The organism is Streptomyces cirratus (genome assembly GCF_014650775.1).
Classification (GTDB): Bacteria; Actinomycetota; Actinomycetes; order Streptomycetales; family Streptomycetaceae; genus Streptomyces; species Streptomyces cirratus.
Genome location: NZ_BMVP01000012.1, coordinates 182,728 through 204,336, shown reverse-complemented (window position 1 = coordinate 204,336; position 21,609 = coordinate 182,728). Strand labels below are relative to the sequence as shown.

General features: G+C 72.7%; 11 protein-coding genes. 9 read left to right on the top strand and 2 right to left on the bottom strand.

The window, feature by feature from the left end; genetic code table 11:
* From IE207_RS25455 to IE207_RS25435, 5 genes are all read left to right on the top strand, one after another.
* Positions 1-6,775: type I polyketide synthase (locus tag IE207_RS25455; RefSeq protein WP_190186622.1), on the top strand; the 6,775-nt coding region annotated here is incomplete at its 5' end.
* Positions 6,776-6,843: 68 nt separating this feature from the next.
* Positions 6,844-8,439, top strand: coding sequence for an AMP-binding protein (locus tag IE207_RS25450; protein WP_229873973.1), 1,596 nt, complete (start codon positions 6,844-6,846; stop codon positions 8,437-8,439).
* A gap of 140 nt (positions 8,440-8,579) precedes the next feature.
* A complete protein-coding gene (locus IE207_RS25445) occupies positions 8,580-10,187 on the top strand; it encodes an MFS transporter (RefSeq protein ID WP_190186621.1) in 1,608 nt (535 codons plus the stop codon).
* Between the two features lie 211 nt (positions 10,188-10,398).
* Positions 10,399-11,781, top strand: a complete 1,383-nt coding sequence (locus IE207_RS25440) for a KamA family radical SAM protein (protein WP_190186620.1) — start codon at positions 10,399-10,401, stop codon at positions 11,779-11,781.
* On the top strand, positions 11,778-13,031 hold the full coding sequence (locus IE207_RS25435) for a pyridoxal phosphate-dependent aminotransferase (protein ID WP_190186619.1): 1,254 nt from the start codon (positions 11,778-11,780) through the stop codon (positions 13,029-13,031). The genes IE207_RS25440 and IE207_RS25435 overlap by 4 nt, the downstream gene beginning before the upstream one ends.
* Before the next feature lie 76 nt (positions 13,032-13,107).
* Here IE207_RS25435 and IE207_RS25430 read toward each other — a convergent pair whose 3' ends face one another.
* Positions 13,108-13,377 (bottom strand): phosphopantetheine-binding protein, encoded by a 270-nt coding sequence (locus IE207_RS25430; RefSeq protein WP_190186618.1) that lies wholly within the window; start codon positions 13,375-13,377, stop codon positions 13,108-13,110.
* A 142-nt stretch (positions 13,378-13,519) separates the two neighbouring features.
* On the opposite strand from IE207_RS25430, the gene IE207_RS25425 reads away from it, so the two are divergent.
* On the top strand, positions 13,520-15,124 hold the full coding sequence (locus tag IE207_RS25425; RefSeq protein WP_190186617.1) for an AMP-binding protein: 1,605 nt from the start codon (positions 13,520-13,522) through the stop codon (positions 15,122-15,124).
* Between the two features lie 56 nt (positions 15,125-15,180).
* Complete coding sequence (locus IE207_RS25420; protein ID WP_190186616.1) at positions 15,181-16,779, top strand: outer membrane protein assembly factor BamB family protein; 1,599 nt, start codon at positions 15,181-15,183, stop codon at positions 16,777-16,779.
* A gap of 81 nt (positions 16,780-16,860) precedes the next feature.
* On the opposite strand, the gene IE207_RS25415 is transcribed toward IE207_RS25420, so the two are convergent.
* Positions 16,861-17,847, bottom strand: a complete 987-nt coding sequence (locus tag IE207_RS25415) for an ACP S-malonyltransferase (protein ID WP_190186615.1) — start codon at positions 17,845-17,847, stop codon at positions 16,861-16,863.
* A 155-nt stretch (positions 17,848-18,002) separates the two neighbouring features.
* Here IE207_RS25415 and IE207_RS25410 point away from each other — a divergent pair, with 155 nt between their 5' ends.
* Positions 18,003-19,814 carry a fatty acyl-AMP ligase gene (locus tag IE207_RS25410; RefSeq protein ID WP_229873967.1) on the top strand — a complete coding sequence of 604 codons (1,812 nt, stop codon included), beginning with the start codon at positions 18,003-18,005 and terminating at the stop codon, positions 19,812-19,814.
* On the top strand, positions 19,811-21,574 hold the full coding sequence (locus IE207_RS25405; protein ID WP_229873962.1) for an acyl-CoA dehydrogenase family protein: 1,764 nt from the start codon (positions 19,811-19,813) through the stop codon (positions 21,572-21,574). Before IE207_RS25410 ends, IE207_RS25405 begins: the two co-directional genes overlap by 4 nt.
* Positions 21,575-21,609: the final 35 nt, after the last annotated feature.

The window sequence follows — 21,609 nt, the reverse complement described above, 5'->3', positions numbered from 1 at the left end:
GCTGGCCGCTCACCGGCACGCGGAGGGTCTGCCGGCCACCTCGATGGCCTTCGGCCTCTGGGGCGTCAACACCGGCATGACCACCATGCTGGACCTCGCCGAACAGCGCATGGCTGCCCAAGGCCTGCCCGCCCTCTCCCAGGACGAAGGGCTCGCCCTCTTCACTCTCGCCCTGCGCTCCGGGTACCCCGCCGTGGTTCCCCTGCGCATCGACACGAACGTCCTGCGCGGCCGGGCCGACGAACTGCCCGCCCTCCTGCGCGGCATCGTCCGCGTCCCCGCACGCCGGTCCGCCCAGTCCTCGGACGGCGCCGAGGGTTTCGCAGCCCGCCTCGCCGGGCTGGACGCGACCGACCGCAGCGCCGCGCTGCTCGACCTCGTACGGGCCCAGGTCGCCGGTGTACTGGGGCACGCATCGGCCGACGCGATCGAGCCGGAGCGGGCGTTCAGTGAGCTGGGCTTCGACTCGCTGGCCGCGGTCGAGCTGCGCAACCGGCTCGGGTCGGCTACCGGGCTGCGGCTGCCCGCCACGCTGATCTTCGACTACCCCACCGCCCGTGCGGTCGCCGACCACATCGGCGCCGAGACCGCCGGCTCCGCCCACGCCGCACCCGCGCCCGCCCGCGCCCTGTCCTCCGTAGGCGGAGCGGACGCGGACGACCCGATCGTCATCGTCGGCATGGGCTGCCGCTACCCGGGCGGTGTCACCACCCCCGACGAGCTGTGGAGGCTCGTGGCGGACGGTGTGGACGCCATAGGCGCGTTCCCCGCCGACCGGGGCTGGGACCCGGAGGTCTACGACCCGGAGCCCGGCACGCCCGGCCGCACGTACGCCAAGGAGGGCGGGTTCCTCTACGACGCGGCCGAGTTCGACCCGGTCTTCTTCGGGATCAGCCCCAACGAGGCGCTGATGATGGACCCGCAGCAGCGGCTGCTGCTGGAGGTGTCCTGGGAGGCCATCGAGCGGGCCGGTATCGACCCCACCACCCTCAAGGGCGGATCGACCGGGGTGTTCGCCGGCGTCATGTACCACGACTACGCGCTCGGGGTGGAGGCCGCGGCCAGCAGCGGCGGCAGCCTCGTCTCCGGCCGTACCTCGTACACCCTCGGCCTCGAAGGGCCCTCGGTCACCGTCGACACCGCCTGCTCGTCGTCCCTCGTCGCCCTGCACATGGCAGCGCAGGCGCTGCGCTCGGGGGAGTGCTCACTCGCGCTCGCCGGAGGCGTGGCCGTCATGGGCACACCGGGCATGTTCGTCGAGTTCAGCCGTCAGCGCGGGCTCGCCCCCGACGGCCGCTCGAAGTCGTTCGCGGCCTCGGCGGACGGAGTCGCCTGGGGCGAGGGCGCAGGCGTGCTGCTCCTTGAGCGGCTGTCCGACGCGCGCCGCAACGGGCACCCCGTCGTCGCCGTCGTCCGTGGCTCCGCGCTCAACCAGGACGGCGCCAGCAACGGCCTGACCGCCCCCAACGGCCCCTCGCAGCAGCGCGTCATCCGCCAGGCGCTGGCCAACGCCGGGCTGACGGCGGCGGAGGTCGACGCCGTGGAGGCGCACGGCACGGGAACCACCCTCGGAGACCCCATCGAGGCGCAGGCACTGCTGGCGACCTACGGGCAGGACCGGCCGGCGGACAAACCGCTGTGGCTGGGCTCCATCAAGTCCAACATGGGGCACACGCAGGCCTCGGCGGGCGTCGCCGGAATCATCAAGATGGTCATGGCGATGCGGCACGGCCTCCTGCCCAAGACCCTGCACGTCGACGCCCCGTCCGACCAGGTTGACTGGGAGGCGGGCCGCGTGGAGCTGCTGACCGAGGCGCGCCCCTGGCAGGCCGGGGACCGCCCCCGCCGGGCCGCCGTCTCCTCGTTCGGCATCAGCGGTACCAACGCCCACGTGATCGTCGAGGAAGCCCCGGCGGAACCGGAAGGGACCGTCCTGCGAACCGAACTGCCCGCAACACCGTGGGTCTTGTCGGCGAAGTCCCCGCAGGCGCTGGCCGCGCAGGCGGAACGGCTGCTGGAGCGGATCTCCGCCGGACCGGACACCGACGCGTCGGACATCGGGCTCTCCCTGGCCGGCTCGCGCACCACCTTCGCCCACCGGGCCGTGGTCGTGGGCACGGAGCGCGCGGAGCTGCTGCGCGGCCTGACCGCACTCGCCCAGGGCCGCAACGCGCCCGCGGTCGTCCGGGACCAGGCCCGCCGGACCGGAAAGACGGCGTTCTTGTTCACGGGGCAGGGTGCGCAGCGGCTGGGGATGGGGCGGGAGTTGTATGCCGCGTTCCCGGTGTTCACGCAGGCCTTCGACGCGGTGTGTGCGGAGATCGACCGGCACCTGGGGCGGTCGCTGAAAGACGTGGTGTGGGGTGGGGACGCGGACTTGCTGAACGCCACCGCGCTGGCGCAGCCCGCGCTGTTCGCCCTGGAGGTTTCCCTGTACCGGCTGGTGGAGGCATGGGGAGTGACCCCCGATGTCGTTGCCGGTCATTCGATCGGTGAGCTGGCCGCCGCTCATGTGGCGGGCGTGCTGTCGCTGGACGATGCGGCCGAACTCGTCGTGGCGCGTGGCCGGTTGATGCAGGCGCTGCCCGCTGGTGGGGCGATGCTCGCCGTGCAGGCCACGGAGGAGGAGGTGCTGCCGCTCCTGTCCGAGGGTGTCGGCATCGCTGCGGTCAACGGGCCGGATTCCATCGTCGTGTCCGGTGTCGAGGCCGCGGTGCTGGCTCTCGGTGAGCACTTCACGGTGGCCGGTCGCAAGACCAGCCGGCTGGCCGTCTCGCACGCGTTCCACTCGGCGCTCATGGACCCGATGCTGGACGAGTTCCGTACCGTCGCTTCCCGGCTCACGTTCTCCGCGCCGCGCATCCCCGTCGTGTCCACGGTCACGGGTGAGCTGTCGGAGGACTGGCAGTCGGCGGAGTACTGGGTCGGTCAGGTCCGCGAGGCGGTCCGCTTCGCCGACGCCGTACGCACGCTGGAGGCGCAGGGCGTCACCCGCTTCCTGGAGATCGGCCCAGGCGGGGTCCTCACCGGCCTCGCCCAGCAGAGCCTCACCACTGACCGGGCCCTCTCCGCAGCTGCTCTGCGCAAGGACCGCGGTGAGCCCGAGTCGCTGGTCACGGCGCTCGCGCAGCTGCACGTGGACGGCGTACGCATCGACTGGCAGGCCTTCTACGCCGGCACCGGCGCCCGACGCGTCGACCTGCCGACCTACCCCTTCCAGCGCAGCCGCTACTGGGTCGACGCCGCCAAGCCCGCCACCGACGCCGTCGCGGTCGGTCAGGGGGCGCTGGACCACCCGCTGCTCGCCGCGGTCCTGCCCGCCCCCGATTCCGAGGCGGTGACCTTCACCGCCCGCGTCTCCCCGGACGCGCAGCCCTGGGTGGCCGACCACGCCGTCCACGGCAGCGTCCTCCTCCCCGGGACCGGGTTCGTGGAGCTCGCGCTCCAGGCCGGTGATCACGTCGGATGCGCCCACCTGGAGGAGCTCACCCTCCAGGCACCGCTCGTACTCCCCGAACGCGGAGGTGTTGCCGTACAGGTCGTCCTGGGAGAACCCGACGACCGGGCCAGGCGGGCCGTGCAGGTCTACTCGCGCCCCGAGAGCCGGCCCGACGAGCCGTGGACCCGGCACGCAGACGGCTTCCTCGTCCCCGAAGGCGCCGGAAGCGCCGGAAGCGCCGGAAGCGCGGGAAGCGCGGGGAGCGCCGCTCCGGGTGACGGCGGCAGCCTCACCGTGTGGCCGCCCGTCGGCGCGGAGGCGCTCGACACCGACGCGCTGTACGACCGGCTCGCGGAGCGCGGCTTCGGCTACGGTCCGGTGTTCCAGGGTCTGACGGCCGCCTGGCGGCTCGGCGAGGCGCTGTACGCCGAGATCGAGCTGCCCGAGCAGGCGCACGCCGACGCCGGACGGTTCGGCCTCCACCCGGCGTTGCTCGACGCGTCGATGCACGCGCTCGGCTTCGGCGGTCTCGGCGCCGACGAGGACGCCGGGCAGGCCCTGCTCCCGTTCTCCTGGGCGGGTGTCACCCTGCACGCCGCCTCCGCGACCGCCGTGCGGGTCCGGCTCGCCCCCGTCGAGGGGCAGCGCAACGCGGTACGCCTCGATCTCGCCGACCCGGCGGGGGCGCCCGTGGCCTCCGTGGCCGCCCTGCTGCTGCGGCCGGCCGCCGCTCAGCAGTTGCCCGCTGCCGGCGGGTACCGGGACGCACTGCTGGCCGTCGACTGGGTGCCGGTGCGGGGCGGTTCCGGACCGCGCGGGCCGTGGACGATCGCGGGCCCGGGCCTGGAGGTCGCCGGGGTTCCGGTGGTCGCGGGGCTGGATGCGTTCGGCGCGCCGGGCGTGGAGGTGCCGGACACCGTGCTGCTGCCGGTGCTCCCGGGCGGCCCGGCCGCCGGGGCGGAGGCGGAGGTCACCGCCGGGGTGCGTACCGCGGTGGACACGGCGCTCTCCGCCGTGCAGCGGTGGCTGGCGGAGCCGGCGTTCGCGCGCTCCAGGCTGGTCCTCGTCACGCGGGCCGCGTCGGCCGTCTCGGACGGCGACCCCGTCGACGTACGGCAGGCGCCGGTCTGGGGTCTGGTCCGCGCAGCGCAGGCGGAGAACCCCGGCAGGTTCGTCCTGCTCGACCTGGAGGAGGACGAGGTGTCCCCGAAGGCGCTGGCCGCGGCCCTCGCCACCGACGAGCCGGAACTGGCCGTCCGCCGGGGCGCGGTGCTCGCCCCGCGGCTGACCCGGTCGGCCGCCGCGGGCGGCGAAAGCCCCTGGGACGCCGAGGGCACGGTCCTGGTCACCGGCGGTACGGGGGGCCTCGGCGCCCTCGTCGCACGGCACCTCGTCACCGAGCACGGTGTGCGGCACCTGCTGCTCACCAGCCGGCGGGGCCCCGGCGCCCCCAACGCGGCCGGCCTGCGCGAGGAACTCGCCGCGCTGGGCGCCGAGGTGGAGATCGCCGCCTGTGACGTCTCCGACCGCGAGGCGGTCGCAGCCCTGATCGGCTCGATCAGCCCCGAGCACCCCCTGCGGGGTGTCGTACACGCCGCAGGGGTCGCGCACAACGGCCTGATCGGCGCACTCACCCCCGAGCAGGTGGACCACGTCCTGCGCGCCAAGGCGGACGCCGCCTGGTACCTGCACGAGCTGACGGCCGGTCACGATCTCACCGCGTTCGCCCTGTTCTCCTCCGCCGGTGGACTCGTCATGGCCGCCGGACAGGGCAACTACGCCGCGGCCAACGTCTTCCTCGACGCACTGGCCCAGCACCGTCGCTCCCGCGGCCTGGCCGCCACGTCGATGGCGTTCGGCCTGTGGGACACCGAGACCGGGCTCAGCCAGTGGCTCGGCGAGGCCGACCTCCAGCGCATGCGCCGTACGGGAACCCCCGCGCTCTCCGAGCAAGAGGGGCTGTGGCTCTTCGACGCGGCGGTCGCGGCCGACGCCGCGGCGCTGGTCCCGCTCCGGGTCGACCTGGGCGCCCTGCGGTCCCGCACCGACGAGGTGCCGGCCCTGCTGCGGGGACTGGCACCCACCGCCCGACGCCGGGCCGGTGCGGCCGCCGCGGCCACCGACGCGGGGGCGCTGCGCGAGCGGCTGCGCGGTCTCGGCGACGCCGAGCGGGAGCGGACCGTACTCGACGCCGTGCTCACCCACGCGGCCGAAGTGCTGGGACACGCCGACGCGGGCGCGGTGGACGCCGAAGCGGGATTCCTGGAGGCCGGGTTCGACTCGCTGACGGCGGTCGAGCTCCGCAACCGGCTGAACGCGGCCTGCGGGCTGTCACTGCCGGCGATGGTCGTCTTCGACAGCAAGAACCCCCTCGAACTGGCCCGGCTGCTCGCCGCCCGGCTGGCGGCGGCGCAGGGCGAACCGGGTCAGGGCGCCGCTTCGGCGGCGCCGTCGCAGAGCCCGCTCGACGACACCCTGTACGGGCTGTTCCTCGACGCGATCATGTCGGGCAACCTCCAGCCCGGGCTGGCCATGCTGCGGTCCGTGGCCGCGCTGCGGCCCTCCTTCGCCTCGGCGGCGGACCTCCCGGAGCTGCCCGCGGCGGTGTCGTACGGCGCACGCCACCAGCGGTCCGCCGAGGAGCCGGGGGCGCCCCGGTTGATCTGCCTCAGCACGCCGACCGTGGCCGGCGGTGTGCACCAGCACGCGCGGCTCGCGGCCCGGCTCTCGATGCCGGTGTCCGGCATCCCCACCCCGGGCTTCGGGCGCGGGGAGTCGCTGCCGGAGTCCTTCGAGGCGGCGGTCGACGTGCTGGCCGAAGCCGTGCTGCGGGCCGCGGACGGTGCACCGTTCGCCCTGCTCGGCTTCTCCTCGGGCGGTCTGCTCGCCCACGCCACGGTCTCCCGCCTGGAGCGCGTCCACGGCGTGCGGCCGGCCGGACTCGTCCTGCTCGACACGTACTACATGGGCGCCACCAATGACGCGCTCTTCGACCAGATGGCGTTCGCCGTCCCCGACAAGGCGGCCACGCTCGGCTCCTTCAGCAGCGCCGAACTCTCCGCGATGGGCCGCTACGTGGAGCTGCTGCCGCAGTTCCGTCAGGACCCGATCGAGGCGCCGGTGCTGTTCGTCCGGGCCGGTGACCTGTTCACGCAGGCCGAGGACTCGGCGATCGCGCCGGACGCTCCCGAAGCCGACTGGCAGGCGGACTGGGAGGGAGCCGACACCGTGGCGACCGTCCCCGGCACCCACTTCACGATCGTGGAACAGCACGTCGACACGACGGCCCCCGTCATCGACCGGTGGCTGACGGAACTCAAGGAGCGGATCTCCTGATGCCCGCGACGAAGACCGAACTTCTCACGACCGACCGCGATTCGATGACGAGCAGAGGTGACACGACGGTGACCCTGAGCACGGTGCGCCCGGCCGAGGTCCACGGACCGGCCGAGCGGATCCACGAGTTCATGCTGGCCGCGGCCCGGACCGCACCGGACAGCCCGGCCGTCTGGGAGGCCGGCGAAGACGGCACCTCAAGGGTGCTGACCTACCGGCAACTGGAGCGCCGCGCCCACGACTACGCCGTCAACCTGGACGCGCTCGGCCTGGACGTCGGCGACCGGGTCGTCCTGGAGTCGGACAACTCCGCCTCGGCCGTGGCGATGCTGCTGGCCTGCTCGATGCTCGGGCTGACCTTCATCCCCGTGAGCCCCGACGTGCCCACCGCGCGCCTTTTGGCCATCACCGCCACCGCGGAGCCCGCGCTGCACCTCCAGCCGGTCGCCGGCCGCCGCGAGGGGGTGCCCGACTCCATCGGCACCGCCCGCTTCGGCCCCGACGCAGTGGTGGTGGAGCGGCCGCCCGCGCCGCGCGTGCGCCACCGGCGGGAGCCGGTCACCACCGACGCCGCCTACATGATCTTCACCTCGGGCACCACGGGGCGCCCCAAGGGCGTCGTCATGAGCCACCGCGGGGTGCTGTCCTTCTACCGCGGGATGCTCCGGCACGGCATCGTCACCGACCGGGACCGGGTCGCGACCACCTCACCGCTCCAGTTCGACTTCGCCCTCCTGGACATCGGCCTCGCGCTCGGCTCCGGTGCCCAGCTGATCCCCGTACCGCGCGAGCTGATGCACTGGCCGCGCCGGCTGCTGCGCTTCCTCACCGACACCGGCGCCACACAGGTCGACGGCGTCCCCTCCGTCTGGCGGCCCGTCCTGCGCCACGAGGCCAAGGGCCTGGCCGCACTGGCGGACCAGATCCGCGGCGTCCTGTTCTCCGGCGAGGCGTTCCCGCTGCCGGAACTGCGCCAACTGCAGGCCCTGCTGCCGCGGACCCGCGTCGTGAACTGCTTCGGACCGACCGAGGCGATGGCCTTCTCCCTGACGGACGTGCCGAACCCGCTGCCCGAAGGCGCGGACAAGCTCTCCATCGGCTTCGCCTACCCCGGCGCGGAGATGCTGCTGATCGACGAGGAGGGCCGGCCCGTCGTGGAGCCGGGCGTGGTCGGCGAGATCCACCTGCGCGGGCCCTCCCTCTTCACCGGCTACTGGGACGACCCCGAAGCGACCCGGGCCGCCCTGGTGCCCGACCCGCTCAACCCCCGGTCCGGCCAAGTGGTGTACAAATCGAACGACTTGGCATACCGAGGCGACAGTGGTGAGCTGTACTTCGTGGGCAGGTCCGACCTCCAGGTGAAGATCCGCGGCAACCGCGTGGAACTCGGCGAGATCGAGCGGCGGATCCTGGAGTTCCCCGGCGTCGAAGCGGCCGCGGCGGTCGTCCGCCCCCGCCCCGACGAAGACCCGGAACTGTACGCGTACGTCGTCCCCGCCCGCGGCTTCACCGCCGACCCCCTCGTGATCAGCGCGTTCTGCAAGCAGACCCTGCCCGAGTACATGGTGCCGAGGAAGGTCGCCCTGCTCCCGGGCTTGCCCCTCACCCCCAACGGGAAGACCGACCGCAGGGCCCTGGCGGCGCTCGCCACCGAGAACGGCTGAAAACCCACCGCGACGACCCCTGTCGCGCGCCCGGCCCCACCCCTGTCTTGACCCCTGTTCCCGTCCCGGCCCGGGCGCGCCGGGCCCCGCGCTCCGTTCACTGGTACACGCCCCCGTCACGAAAGCATTGGACAGCCCCCATGACCAGCTCCCTGAGCGAGAACGACCACGCCGGACCGGAGGCCAAAGCGGGCCGCAAGGAATGGATCGCCCTCGGCGTCCTGCTCCTGCCCGTGCTGCTCGTTTCCATGGACCTGACGGTTCTCTACTTCGCCATCCCCTCCATCAGCGAGGACCTGCGCCCCTCCGGCAGCGAACAGCTGTGGATGATCGACATCTACGGCTTCGTCCTGTCGGGCGTCCTGCTCACCATGGGCGCGCTCGGCGACCGGATCGGGCGCCGCCGTCTGCTGCTCATCGGGGCCGTCGTGTTCGCGGCCGGCTCGCTGCTCGCGGCCTACGCCTCCAACCCCGAGATGGTGATCTCCGCGCGCGCCCTCCAGGGCATCGGCGGCGCCACCCTCATGCCCTCGACCCTCGCGCTGATCCGCAACCTGTTCCGCGACCAGACGCAGCGGCGCACCGCCGTCGCCGTATGGTCCACCGGCATGGCCGCCGGTGCGGCCCTGGGCCCCGTGGTCAGCGGCGCGCTCCTCAATGGCTTCTGGTGGGGTTCGGTCTTCCTCATCAACGTCCCCGTGATGCTGCTCCTGCTGGTGTCGGCGCCGTTCCTGCTCCCCGAGTTCCGCGACGCCGCGGCCGGCAAGTTCGACCTGATCAGCGCGGCGCTCTCGCTGGCCGTCGTGCTCCCGGTCATCTACGGCTTCAAGCGGATCGCCGTCGACGGCTTCTCCGTCCCCTACGTCGCCTCCATCGTCGTCGGACTGGCGCTCGCACCGGTGTTCCTGCGCCGCCAGCGCACCAGCAGCGACCCGATGGTCGACATCGAGCTGTTCCGCAACCGTGCCTTCGGCGCCTCGGTGACCGTCAACATGCTGGCCTGCTTCACCCTCGTCGGGTACTCGCTGTTCAGCACCCAGTACATGCAGTCGGTCCTCGGCATGAGCGCCCTCAAGTCCGCGCTGTGGACCATCCCCGGCACGCTCGCGGTCGGCGCCGTCGTACCCGTCGCCACCGTCCTCGTCCGCACCGTCAAGCCCGCCCACATCATCGGCACCGGCTTCGCCATCGCCACCGTCGCCCTGCTCATGCTGACCCAGGTGCCCGCCGAGGACGGCCTGGTCCTCATCCTGATCGGCATCATCGCTCTCGCCGTCGGCCTCACCCCGGTCCTCACCCTGGTCACCGAACTGGTCGTCGGCCAGGTACCGCCGGAGCGCGCCGGAACGGCCTCCGCCCTGCTCCAGACCGGGCAGGAACTCGGCGGCGCCCTCGGTGTCGCCGTCCTGGGCAGCATCGGCGCCGCCGTCTACCGCAACAGCCCCGCACTGGACGCCCCTGCCGGTGTGCCCGCCGAAGCGCTCGACCCGGCCCGCGAGACCATCGGCGGCGCCCTCGCGGCCGCCGGCAAGCTCTCGGGGGACGCCTCCGCCCACCTCGTCGACGCGGCCCGTGCCGCGTTCACCAGCGAGGTGCACGCCGCGTCCGTCGCCGGGGCGATCGTGATGGCCGGCGCGGCGGTGTTCGCCGTGATCGGGCTGCGCGCCGTCCAGAACGACAACGCGCGCGCCGCCGAACTCGCCTCCGCGACCGCAGACGCCCACCAGCCGGGCACCGGCACGGTGTAGCGCCGCGCCCCGCACAGCAACCGCCCAGGACCCCGCCCCCGCGGTCCTGGGCGGTTCTTTTCGTACGCCGGGCCCCTGCCCCGCCCCCGTGGCCCGGAGCCGCTATTAGGGGTCCGGCTGGGGGTCCCGTGGCCGAATCGGCTTCCTAGCATCGAACCGCGTTCGAGCACACGCTCGGAACTGCCAGGCACCAGGCTGGAGGAATATCCGCATGTCCCTGCTGGCAACCGATTCTGTCGGGACGGCACGGTTCCGCGCGTACGGGCCGCGGCAGCTCGACGAGATCTCGGACCGTCACGGCCTGTCCGCCGACATACGCGAGACCGTCCGGCTCGTGTCGATGGTGCTGCCCTTCCGGGTCAACGAGTACGTCCTGACGCAGCTCATCGACTGGGACCGGATCCCGGACGACCCCATGTTCCAACTGGTCTTCCCGCAGAAGGGCATGCTCACCGAGCAGAACGAGCGCGACCTCGCCGCCCTCTCCGCGGACCCCGCCGCCAAGCCCGCCCTGCGGACGCTCGTCCAGCAGATCCGCGGCCGCCTCAACCCGCACCCCTCCGGGCAGAAGGAGCTGAACGTCCCCACCCGGGACGGCGCCGAGATCCCCGGCCTCCAGCACAAGTACCGCGAGACGGTCCTCTACTTCCCGAGCCAGGGCCAGACCTGCCACTCGTACTGCACCTACTGCTTCCGCTGGGCCCAGTTCGTCGGCGACGCGGACCTGCGGTTCGCCGCGCCCGACCCCAGCGGGCTGATCTCCTACCTGGGCGCCCACCCCGACGCCGGCGACGTACTGGTCACCGGCGGCGACCCCATGGTGATGTCCACCGAACGGCTCCGCTCGCACCTGGAGCCGCTGCTGGCGGTCGACACCGTACGGACCATCCGGATCGGCACCAAGTCGGTGGCCTACTGGCCGCAGCGCTTCGTCACCGACCCGGACGCCGACGACGTGCTGCGCCTGTTCGAGCAGGTCGTCGCCTCCGGGCGGAACCTCGCCGTCATGGCGCATTTCAGCCACCCCCGCGAGCTCTCCACCGACCTCGCCCGGCAGGCCGTCGCCCGGATCAAGTCCACCGGGGCGCTCGTCTACTGCCAGGCGCCGCTGATCGCCCGCGTCAATGACGACGCGGACGTCTGGAGCGAGATGTGGCGCGCCGAGCTGGCCCTCGGCGCCGTCCCCTACTACATGTTCGTCGAGCGGGACACCGGTCCCTACGACTACTTCCGCGTCCCGCTCGCCCGGGCCGCCGAGATCTTCCAGGCCGCCTACCGGACCCTGCCGGGCCTGGCCCGTACGGTCCGCGGCCCGGTGATGTCCGCGACGCCCGGCAAGGTGGCCGTGGACGGGGTCGTCGAGACCGCCGAAGGCCGCTTCCTCCAACTGCACATGGTGCAGGCCCGTGAACCCGCTCTCGTCGGGCGGCCGTTCCTGGCCCACTACGACCCCGGCGCCGCCTGGCTGGACGAGCTGCGCCTGGACCGCTCCGTCCCGGCCGACATCGCCCGCGCGATCGCCGGCCCCGCCTGGACGGCCGAACCCGAACTCTTCGGGACGCGTACCGCCACCCCGGTGGGGAGCCCCGCATGAACGACATGAGGATGTCCCCGAACCTGGCGCTGAACCAGCTCGTGGCGCAGCGCCGGGCGGCCGGGGAGTCGCTGGTCCACCTCGGGTTCGGCGAGTCACGGCTGCCGCCGTTCGCCCCGCTGATGGAACGCCTCGCCGCGGGCGCGACCCGCAACGCCTACGGTCCGGTGGCCGGTTCACCCGAGGTGCGCGCGGCCGTAGCCGGCTACTTCGGCCGGCGGAACATCCCCACCGGGGCCGACCAGATCGTGGTCGCCCCGGGCAGCAAGCCGCTGCTGATGGCCCTCGGCCTGGTCGTCCCCGGGGACGTGATCCTGCCCCGGCCGGCCTGGAACACGTACGCCCCCCAGGCCCGGCTGGCCGGCAAGCACCCCATCGCCGTCGCGATCCCCGAGGAGTGCGGCGGGGTGCCCGATCCGGCCGCGCTGCGCGAGAGCATCACCGCGGCGCGCGTGCTGGGCCGCGACCCGCGGATCCTCATCCTGACCCTGCCGGACAACCCGACCGGCACTCTGGCCCCGCCCGCCCTGATCCGTGAACTGTGCGCGATCGCCGAGGAGGAGGGTCTGCTGATCGTCTCGGACGAGATCTACCGGGACGTCGTGCACGACCCGGCCACCGAGTTCCTCAGCCCCGCCGAAGTGGCGCCCGCCAGCACGGTCGTCGTCACCGGACTGAGCAAGAGCCTGGCCCTGGGCGGCTGGCGCATCGGCGCGGCCCGCTTCCCCCATGGACCGTGGGGCGAGTGGATCCGTTCCGGCGTGGTCTCGGTGGCGAGCGAGGTGTGGTCGACGCTGGCCGCGCCGATGCAGTCGGTGGCCGAGTACGCCTTCGGAGAGCCCGAGGACATCCGCGAGCGCCTGCGCGCGAGCGCACGGCTGCACGGGGCCGTCGCCCGCGAGGTCCACCGCATCACCATCGCCGCCGGGGCCCGCTGCCGGCCCCCCACCGGCGCGTTCTACGTCTACCCCGACTTCGAGCCGGTCCGCGCGGAACTGGGCAAGTACGAGGTGACGGACTCCCCGACGCTGGCCCGCCGGATGCTGGACCTCGGCATCGTGGTGCTCGCCGGACACCTGCTCGGCGACGAGGGGGAGGCACTGCGGTTCAAGTGCGCCACCAGCATGCTGTACGGCGAAACCGTCGAAGAGCAGCAGCTCGCGCTCGACGCGCCCGATCCGCTGGCGCTGGCGCACGTGAGATCACTCCTCGAAAGGGTCGAGGAGGGTTTCATGCGACTGGTCCCCTGAACCCGTCGCGTCCCGGCAAAAGTGAAGGGCCCGACTCGGATTGTTCCCGGGTCGGGCCTGGCGGAAATCGAAAAGGTCACGCGGCGGATTCTGTCTCGGTCATCAGGGTGCGCCACAGCACATCCGGACTGGCGAAATTCTCCAGTTTCAGGGCGTCGTCCAGGAAGCGCACGTCATAAGCGCTTTCCAGTGCGGCGAGCAGTTCGACCGTGCCCATGGAGTCCAGTCCCAGGTCACGGAGTTGAGAGTCACCGGTCAGTTTCTCGCCCGGTGAAAGGTAGGGCAGGAACGGACGGACGACGGCTTCGAAAGCGTCGTCCCAGGTGTGATTCGCGAGTTCTGGCATACGGGAAATAATGCTGCTGCCGCCGGTGCGTGTCAATGTGCCCGGGAAATGTTCCCGGGAAATGCGTGCACAATGGCGCGGTGTGCTCTCCCGATTTTGTCCGACGAGAGCTTGTCGGTAATTCCGGCAAGGAGGAGCGGTAATGGAACCATTGGCGCGGACCGCGCTGCACGCTCGTTTCCTGCGCGGTCTGGAGAAATCGCCGCACGGCGTCGCGGTGCGGGTCGGGAAGGAGACCGTCGACTACACGACGGCCCACCGGCTGGCCCTGGCCTGGGCGGGCGCCCTGCTCGCCGCCCCGGGCGGGCCGCCGAAGGCCGTCGGCATCGTCGCGGGCCGCAGCGTGACCTCGTACGTGGCCGTCCTGGCGAGCCTGTACGCGGGGCTCCCCGCGGTGCCCCTGCTCGCCGGCTTCCCGGCCGGGAAGATCGCCTCGATGCTCGCGGCCGCCGAGGTGTCCGCGCTGATCGTCGACGAGGAGGGAGCGGCCCTGCTCGGCGCGGCCTCGGGCCGGCTGCCCGCCGAACTCGCGGGCCTCGCCGGACTCCCCGTCCTCGCGCCGCACCCGGACCCGGCCCGCGCGGAGGCCCTCGCGGCCCTCGGGCTGCGCCCGGTGGCCACCGGCCCGGACACGGTGCTCGCGGCGCCCAGGTCCGCCGCGCCGCAGGACGTGGCCTACGTCCTGTTCACCTCGGGGTCCACGGGCCGGCCCAAGGGCGTGCGGCTGACCCACGGCAACATGGCGCACTACTTCGCGCTGATGGACGACTGGTACGACTTCACCGCCGCGGACGTCTTCTCCCAGGCCGCGAACCTGAACTGGGACTCGGCCGTCTCCGACCTGTGGTGTGCCTGGGCGGCCGGCGCGCCGCTGGTCTCCGTGTCCCCGCACGCCTACCGGGACCTCCCCGGCTTCGTGGCCGAGCACGGCATCACCGTCTGGTTCTCCGCCCCCAGCGTGATCTCGCTGTCCCGGCGCACCGGGCGCCTCGTGCCGGACAGCATGCCCTCCCTGCGCTGGACGTTCTTCGGAGGAGAGGCGCTCCAGTTCCAGGACACCGACGCCTGGCAGAAGGCGGCGCCCCACTCGGCGGTGGTCAACGTCTACGGGCCCACCGAGATGACCATCACCACCCACCGCCACCGCTGGGATCCCGAGGAATCCACCCGGCTCGGCGTCAACGGCGTGGTCCCGCTCGGCACGCTCCACGACGGCCACGCGGAACTCCTCCTCGACGAGCACGGCCGGCCCGCTGCCGAAGAGGGTGAACTGTGGCTGTCGGGGCCGCAGTTGTCCGCCGGGTACCTGGACCCCGAGGACGGCCTCGGCAAGTACCTCCAGCGCGACGGGGCCCGCTGGTACCGCACCGGCGACCGCGTACGCCGGCTGGCCGGCGGCGAACTGGTCTACCTGGGCCGCACCGACTCCCAGGTACAGGTGCAGGGCTACCGCGTCGAACTGGCCGAGGTGGAGCACGCGCTGCGCGCCGGCACCCCGGTGACCGGCGCGGTGGTGGTCGGCGTGCCCGTCGCCAACAGCACCGAACTCGTCACCTTCTACCTGGGCGAGGAGCGCTCGCCGCAGGAGTTCCACCGTGACCTGGCCGGACTGCTGCCCGCCCAGCTGATCCCGCGCCACTACCACCGGCTCTCCGAGTTCCCGCTCAACACCAACAAGAAGACCGACCGGCTGGAGCTCACCGCACGGGCCGCCGCACTGCACGGCGAACCCGTCCCCGTCGGCTGAACCCCACCACGGCCGGCCACCACCGAACCCGTCAACACCCGGAAGAAGAAGTCACCATGCGCACAAGACCCTGGTCTCGGCAGGGAGCGGTCCGCAGGTTCGTCCTGCTCGCCATAGCGGCACTGACCGCGACCCTCGTCACCACGCAGCCCACCAACGCCGCGTACTTCGCGGCGGCATGGCCCACCGGCGGCCACGACGTCCGCAACAGCCGGTCCAACCCGCAGGAAGACACGGTCAACAAGTGGAACGTCGGCCGGCTCAAGGCCAAGTGGACGTTCGCCACCCATGGCGACGTGTCCGCCACGCCCGCGGTGACCGGCGGCGCGGTCTACTTCCCCGACTGGGGCGGCTACCTGCACAAGGTGGACTCCAGGACCGGTCACGCCATCTGGTCGCGCAAGGTGTCCGACTACACCGGTAACCCGAACTCCGTCTCCCGCTCCAGCCCCACCGTGGTCGGCGGCCGGGTGTACATCGCCGACTGGGACAAGGCCGTCCTGATGTCGGTCGACGCGGCCACCGGCAACCTGGTGTGGAGCAAGCAGATCGACTCGCAGTACAAGGCGGTCCTGACCCAGTCGCCGGTCGTCCACGACGGCGTGATCTACCAGGGCGTCTCCTCCCGCGAGTCCGAGGGCGCCCTCGACCCCGCCTACCCGTGCTGCACGTTCCGCGGCAGTGTGAACGCCCTCGACGCCGCCACCGGCAACCTGCTGTGGCGCCAGTACACGGTCCCCGACAACGGCGGCAAGACCGGCGGCTACAGCGGCGTGGCCGTCTGGGGCACCCCGGCCCTGGACCCGTCGACCAACACGGTGTACTTCACCACCGGCAACAACTACACGGTGCCCAAGACGGCCAGCGACTGCCAGAGCGCCGGCGGCACCCCCGGCCAGTGCCTGGCGCCCGACGACTACGTCGACTCGGTGCTCGCGCTGGACATGACCACCGGCCGCATCAAGTGGCACACCGGCTCCGGCCGCTTCGACGCCTGGAACACCGGCTGCATCCCCGGCTTCCCGCCCAACAACTGCCCGCCCAACCCGGGCAACGACTACGACTTCGGCGACGGCGCCCACCTGTTCACGATCAAGGCGGCCGACGGCCGTTCCCGCAAGGTGATCGGCGCGGGCGAGAAGAGCGGCGAGTACTGGCTCCTCGACGCCACCACCGGCGACGTGGTCTGGAGCGCGGCGGCCGGCCCCGGCGGCCACATCGGCGGTATCGAGTGGGGCACCGCCAACGACGACCGGCGCATCTACATCGCCGAGGCCAACTTCTTCCGCATCCCGTACACCCTGGCCGGCGGCACCTCGACCAGCCGCAGTTCCTTCGCAGCACTCGACCCGCAGACCGGCCGGATCCTGTGGCAGGTCGAGGACAAGACCGACGGCTTCGCCTGGGGCGCCCTGACCACTGCCAACGGCGTCGTCTTCGGCGGCTCCACCAGCGGTGCGATGTACGCCCTGGACGCGGCGACCGGCAAGTACCTGTGGGAGTTCGACGCGCCGTACTCCTCCAACGCCGGCCCGGCCGTCGTCGACGGCACCGTCTACTGGGGCAACGGCTACGCCCGGTTCAGCCAGGGTGCCGGCACCACCGGCAGCCTGACCTCCGGCACCTTCTACGCCTTCACGGTGGACGGCAAGTAGCAGCCCGGGCGCGAGGGAACGCCGAAGGGGCCGGTGCCGAGAGGCGCCGGCCCCTTCGGGCGTCGTCCGGACGTCGGACCGTCAAGCGGCTGCTGCCGCCACCGGCATCCGGCGCGGCGCCGGCCGCATCGCGGAACGGGGCGTCATCGGCACCACCTCGAAGGCGCGCGTGGTGCAGGCCACCCGGGTGAACAGCCCGTCCTGCCCGGACACGTACAGCCGGCCCACCCCCGCCCGCGACAGGGTCTCCACCACAGCGGGCCAGCGCACCGTCCGCACGAAACCGTCCAGCAGCATCCCGCGCACGCCCTCGCCGGTGGTCACCACCCGGCCGTCCTGGTCGGCGACCACCGGCAGCCGGGGCTCGGACCAGGTCAGGCCGTCGAAGACCTCCGCGTCCACCCGGTCCCGCAGGCCGCCGAAGAGGTACGAGTGCATGGGCGGCTTCATCGTGTACATCGACATCCCGCCCAGCGACCGGATCCGCCGCTGGAGCCAGTCCAATACCGACTCGTGGACCGTCAGCATCGTGAAGTCGTGGTCGACGACGCAGGAGACGTCGCTCCACTCGCCCCGCTCGTCGAGTTCCCGTCGCAGCAGCTCCACCTTCTCCTGCGGTACCCGCGCGATCGACTGGGTCACCAGGGCCGGGTGCTCCCGCTCGAAGTACTCGTCCATCACGGTCGCCAGCCGCGCCGTCATCCGTACCGCGTCGGGGAATTCGAGCACCCCGCAGTGCACGGCGGCGGCCCGCGCGCCGAAGCTGGGACCCGTGACGAAGGCAGGTGTGACGTCCAGCCGGTCCGCTGCCCAGCGCGCCAGCGCCAGGCAGTTCACGACGAACGAGATCTGCCCGTACAGGGAATAGTCGCCCTCCGTCTGCTGGTAGCGGTCGGCCAGCCGGTAGCCGAGCACCTCGTCCGCGATCGCGTACAGCTCACGCGCATACGGGTTGACCAGCATGAACTTCGCGACCTCGGAGAAAGCGGTCGGCTGCATCCCGGGAAAGACCAGGGCCGACGGCTGCGGGGCTCCGGCGTCGGCGCCGTTGTCGGTGTTGGTGTTCATGCCCCGAGCCTCCCGCCCGCCCCCCGGCCGCGCGCACCCCTGCCACCCCCTGAGTGCGACGCGCGCAAGCGCCCCTTAAGGACGTACGGGGACCATCGGCGCGAAGACGAGGTCCGCCACCCACGGGGGCCCGCAGACGCGAGGGGATGCCGCGGATGTCAGAGTCACGCTTCGCCACCTTCACCGAACTGCTCCGCGCGCGGGCGGCGGAACTCGCCGACGAGGATGTGCACATCTTCCTCCGCGACACCGCCGGCGGAACGGTGGCCGAACACCTCACCTACGGCGAACTGGACCGGGAGGCGAGACGGATCGCCGCCTGCCTCCAGGAGTACGGAGTGGGGGAACAGCCCGTCCTGCTGGTCTACTCCTCGACCGTCGAGTTCCTCAAGGCCTTTGCCGGCTGCCTCTACGCGGGCGCCGTCGCCGTCCCCGTACCCCTGCCCGGCGAGGCCGGTCGCGACAAGCGGCTCAACCGCACCACCGCCGTCCTCCAGGACACCGGCGCGAAGGTCGTCCTCACCGAGACGGCCGCAGCCCCCGAGGTCGCCCTCTGGCTCGCCCGCAACTCCCGCCCCGACGCGGCCTGCGTGGTCAGCGACGTCCCCGCCATCGGTGACGCCGACGCCTGGCGCCCCGTCACCGTGCGCCAGGACGACTACGCCTTCCTCCAGTACACCTCCGGCTCGGTCTCCGAACCGCGCGGCGTGACCGTCACCCACCGCAACCTGCTCGCCAACCAGGCGGCCCTGCAGAAGCTGCTCCGCACCACCCGCGAGGACCGCTTCGGCAGCTGGTTGCCGTACTTCCACGACATGGGCCTCGTCGCGCACCTCCTGCACCCCGTCTGGCTGGGTACGCACAGCGTCCAGGTGACCCCGCTGTCCTTCGTCAAGCGGCCCCTGCGCTGGCTCCAGGCCATCGACGAGTACGGCGTCACCGTCGGCGGCGGCCCCAACTTCTGCTACGACCTGTGCGTGCGCCGCGTCAAGGACGAACAGATCGCCGCGCTCGACCTGTCCCGCTGGCGCCTCGCCCTCAACGGCGCCGAACCCGTCCGCCCCGAAAGCCTCGACGAGTTCGCCGCACGGTTCGCCCCCGCCGGCTTCCGGCCCGAGGCGCTGCGCCCCTGCTACGGACTCGCCGAGGCGACCCTCGTCGTCTCCGGCGGCACCCCCGGCACCCCCCACGTGCGCAAGGACTTCGACAAGAGCGCCCTGGAGCGCGACCGGGCCGCCGGAGCCGGCACCGAGGAGCGCGTGCAGACGCTGGTCGGCTGCGGCAGACCGGTCGACATCGAGGTGCGCATCGTGGACCCGCTGACCCACCACGAGCTGCCGCCCGGCGCCGTCGGTGAGATCTGGCTGCGCGGCTACAGCGTGGCCCGCGGCTACTGGAAGCGGCCCACCGAGACCATCCGGACCTTCCGCGCCAGCCTCAACGACGAGGAGAGCGGCTTCCTGCGCACCGGCGACCTCGGCATGTTCGACGACGGCGAGCTGTACGTCACCGGACGCCTCAAGGAAGTCATCATCATCAACGGCCGCAACGTCTACCCGCAGGACATCGAGTGGGCGGCCCGGACCGTCAGTCCCGCCCTGACCTTCGGCGTGGGCGCCGCGTTCTCCGTGGACGCGGGCCGCGAACACCTCGTCCTCATCCAGGAGGTGCGGGGCGCCGGCTCCGCCGAGCTGCGCACCGTCGCGCAGAAGATCCAGGCCCTCATCGGCAAGGAGTTCGAGATCCCGGCCGGCAACGTGCTGCTGGTCCGGCCCGGCGCCGTACGCCGCACCAGCAGCGGCAAGGTGCAGCGCACCCTGATGCGCACCCTCTTCCTCGACGGCGTGGTGCGCGGCGAGTACGAGGTCCTCACCCCGGACGTACGGGCCCTGGCCCGCGCCGACGACGCGCTGTTCGGCGAGGACCTGCTGCGGCCGGAAGGAGCCGACGGAGGCCGGCGTTGGTGACGTCGCTGCTCGGCGACCCGGCCGTGGCGCAGGGCCGCGGGGCCCACCACCGGGAGCACGCGGTGCGCGAGCGCGTCGCCCGGCTGGAGGCACTGTTCGGCGACCCCTCCGACCCGGCCAACCCCGTCGGCTACACCGCCCTGCTGGAAGCGGACCGGGCCGCCGTGCCCTTCGCCGCCGGCGAGGCGCTGCTCGACGACTTCCGCATCACCGACGAGTACGTGCCGCGCGCCCTCGGCGGGCGCCTCGACGGCATGGACACCCTGGTCAGGATCATGCGCCCGGTGCTCCGCCGGGACGTGGGCCTGGCCATGGGCCACGGCATGACCACCTTCATGGCGGCCTCCGACGTGTGGGCCGCCGGGACTTCCCGCCAGCGGCACCGGCTCGCCGCACTGCTGCGCGGCGGCGGCAAGGCGGCCATCGCCCAGCACGAGACCGCCCACAGCAACGACTACGTACGCAGCCAGGTCACCGCCCGCCGCGGTCCGCGCGGCTACCTGATCAGGGGCGGCAAGCCGCTGGTCAACAACCTGCAACGGGCCGGCGCGCTGGTCCTGTTCTGCCGTACCGACCCGGCCCCCGGCAGCCGCAGCCACTCGGTGCTGCTGCTGGACCCCGAGCAGCTGTCGGACACCCGCACCGCGGTCGCCGCCCGCCGCACCAACGTGGGGCTGCGCGGCTGCCGCTGGGCCGGCGTCGAGTTCGACGACTGCCCGGTGCCCGAGTCCGCCCTGCTCGGGCCCGAGGGCAGCGGCATCGAGACCGCCCTGCGGTCCTTCCAGATCAGCCGCACGGTGATCTCCGCGACCGCCGTCGCGGCGCTCGACACCAGCCTGCGCACCGCCGTCCGCTTCGACCGGGAGAACTCCGGCGGCTGGCAGGGCCGCGGGATCGACGGCAGGACCGGCGCCGCGCTGACCAACGCCTTCGTCAGCCTGCTGCTGTACGACAGCCTCGCCGTCGTCGCCACCCGCGCCCTGCACCTGCTGCCCGCCGAGACCAGCGTCTACTCGGCGGCGCTCAAGTACCTGCTGCCGCGGGTGCTCACCGAGACCATGTACGACCTGTCCATCGTCCTCGGCTCCGGGTTCTACACCCGCGAGGGAACCCTCGGGATCTTCCAGAAGCACGTACGGGACGTGCCCGTGCTCAGCCTCGGCCACGCCGGCACCGTCGCCTGCCAGGCCACCGTCATCCCGCAAATGCCGCGCCTGGCCCGCAGCTCGTGGTTCATCGAGGACGAGGCGCCGGCCGGGCTGTTCCGGCTCCGCGGCGACCTGCCGCCGCTGCGCACCGACCGGCTGAGCCTGGCCTGCGGCAGGGACTCCCTCACCGCGTCGATGCTGGTGATCGCCGCGGGCATCGAAGGCAGCGGGCCCGTCGAACGCGCCCTGCGCACCCTCGCCGGGCAGCTCGTCGAGGAACTGCGTGACGTGCGCCGACGGGTCCTGCGGCTGGAGGCGGCCGGGTCCGCGTCCACGGCGCAGCCCGCGAGGTTCGCCCTCATGGACCGGTACGCGCTGCTCCTGGCGGCGGCCGCCGTGCTGGGGCTGTGGGACCAGGGCCGCTACGGCTCCGACCCGTTCCTCGCCGACCCGTGCTGGGCCGCCGCCGCGCTGCACCGCATCGCCCGGCGGCTGGGAACCCGGGTCGCCGACCTGCCGCCGGAGTGCGAGACCCGGATCCGGCACGAGGTCCAGCTCCGGTTCAGCACCCAGATCAGCTACGACCTCTACTCCACCCCGATCCCCGGTTGACGGACCCAGGTCGACCCCGGCGGCCGCCGCAGGGG

Coding starts and splice junctions, on each gene's coding strand:
- IE207_RS25445 (WP_190186621.1), top strand. CDS start 8,580: ATGACCAGCTCCCTGAGCGAGAACGACCACGCCGGACCGGAGGCCAAA.
- IE207_RS25440 (WP_190186620.1), top strand. CDS start 10,399: ATGTCCCTGCTGGCAACCGATTCTGTCGGGACGGCACGGTTCCGCGCG.
- IE207_RS25435 (WP_190186619.1), top strand. CDS start 11,778: ATGAACGACATGAGGATGTCCCCGAACCTGGCGCTGAACCAGCTCGTG.
- IE207_RS25430 (WP_190186618.1), bottom strand. CDS start 13,377: ATGCCAGAACTCGCGAATCACACCTGGGACGACGCTTTCGAAGCCGTC.
- IE207_RS25425 (WP_190186617.1), top strand. CDS start 13,520: ATGGAACCATTGGCGCGGACCGCGCTGCACGCTCGTTTCCTGCGCGGT.
- IE207_RS25420 (WP_190186616.1), top strand. CDS start 15,181: ATGCGCACAAGACCCTGGTCTCGGCAGGGAGCGGTCCGCAGGTTCGTC.
- IE207_RS25415 (WP_190186615.1), bottom strand. CDS start 17,847: ATGAACACCAACACCGACAACGGCGCCGACGCCGGAGCCCCGCAGCCG.
- IE207_RS25410 (WP_229873967.1), top strand. CDS start 18,003: ATGTCAGAGTCACGCTTCGCCACCTTCACCGAACTGCTCCGCGCGCGG.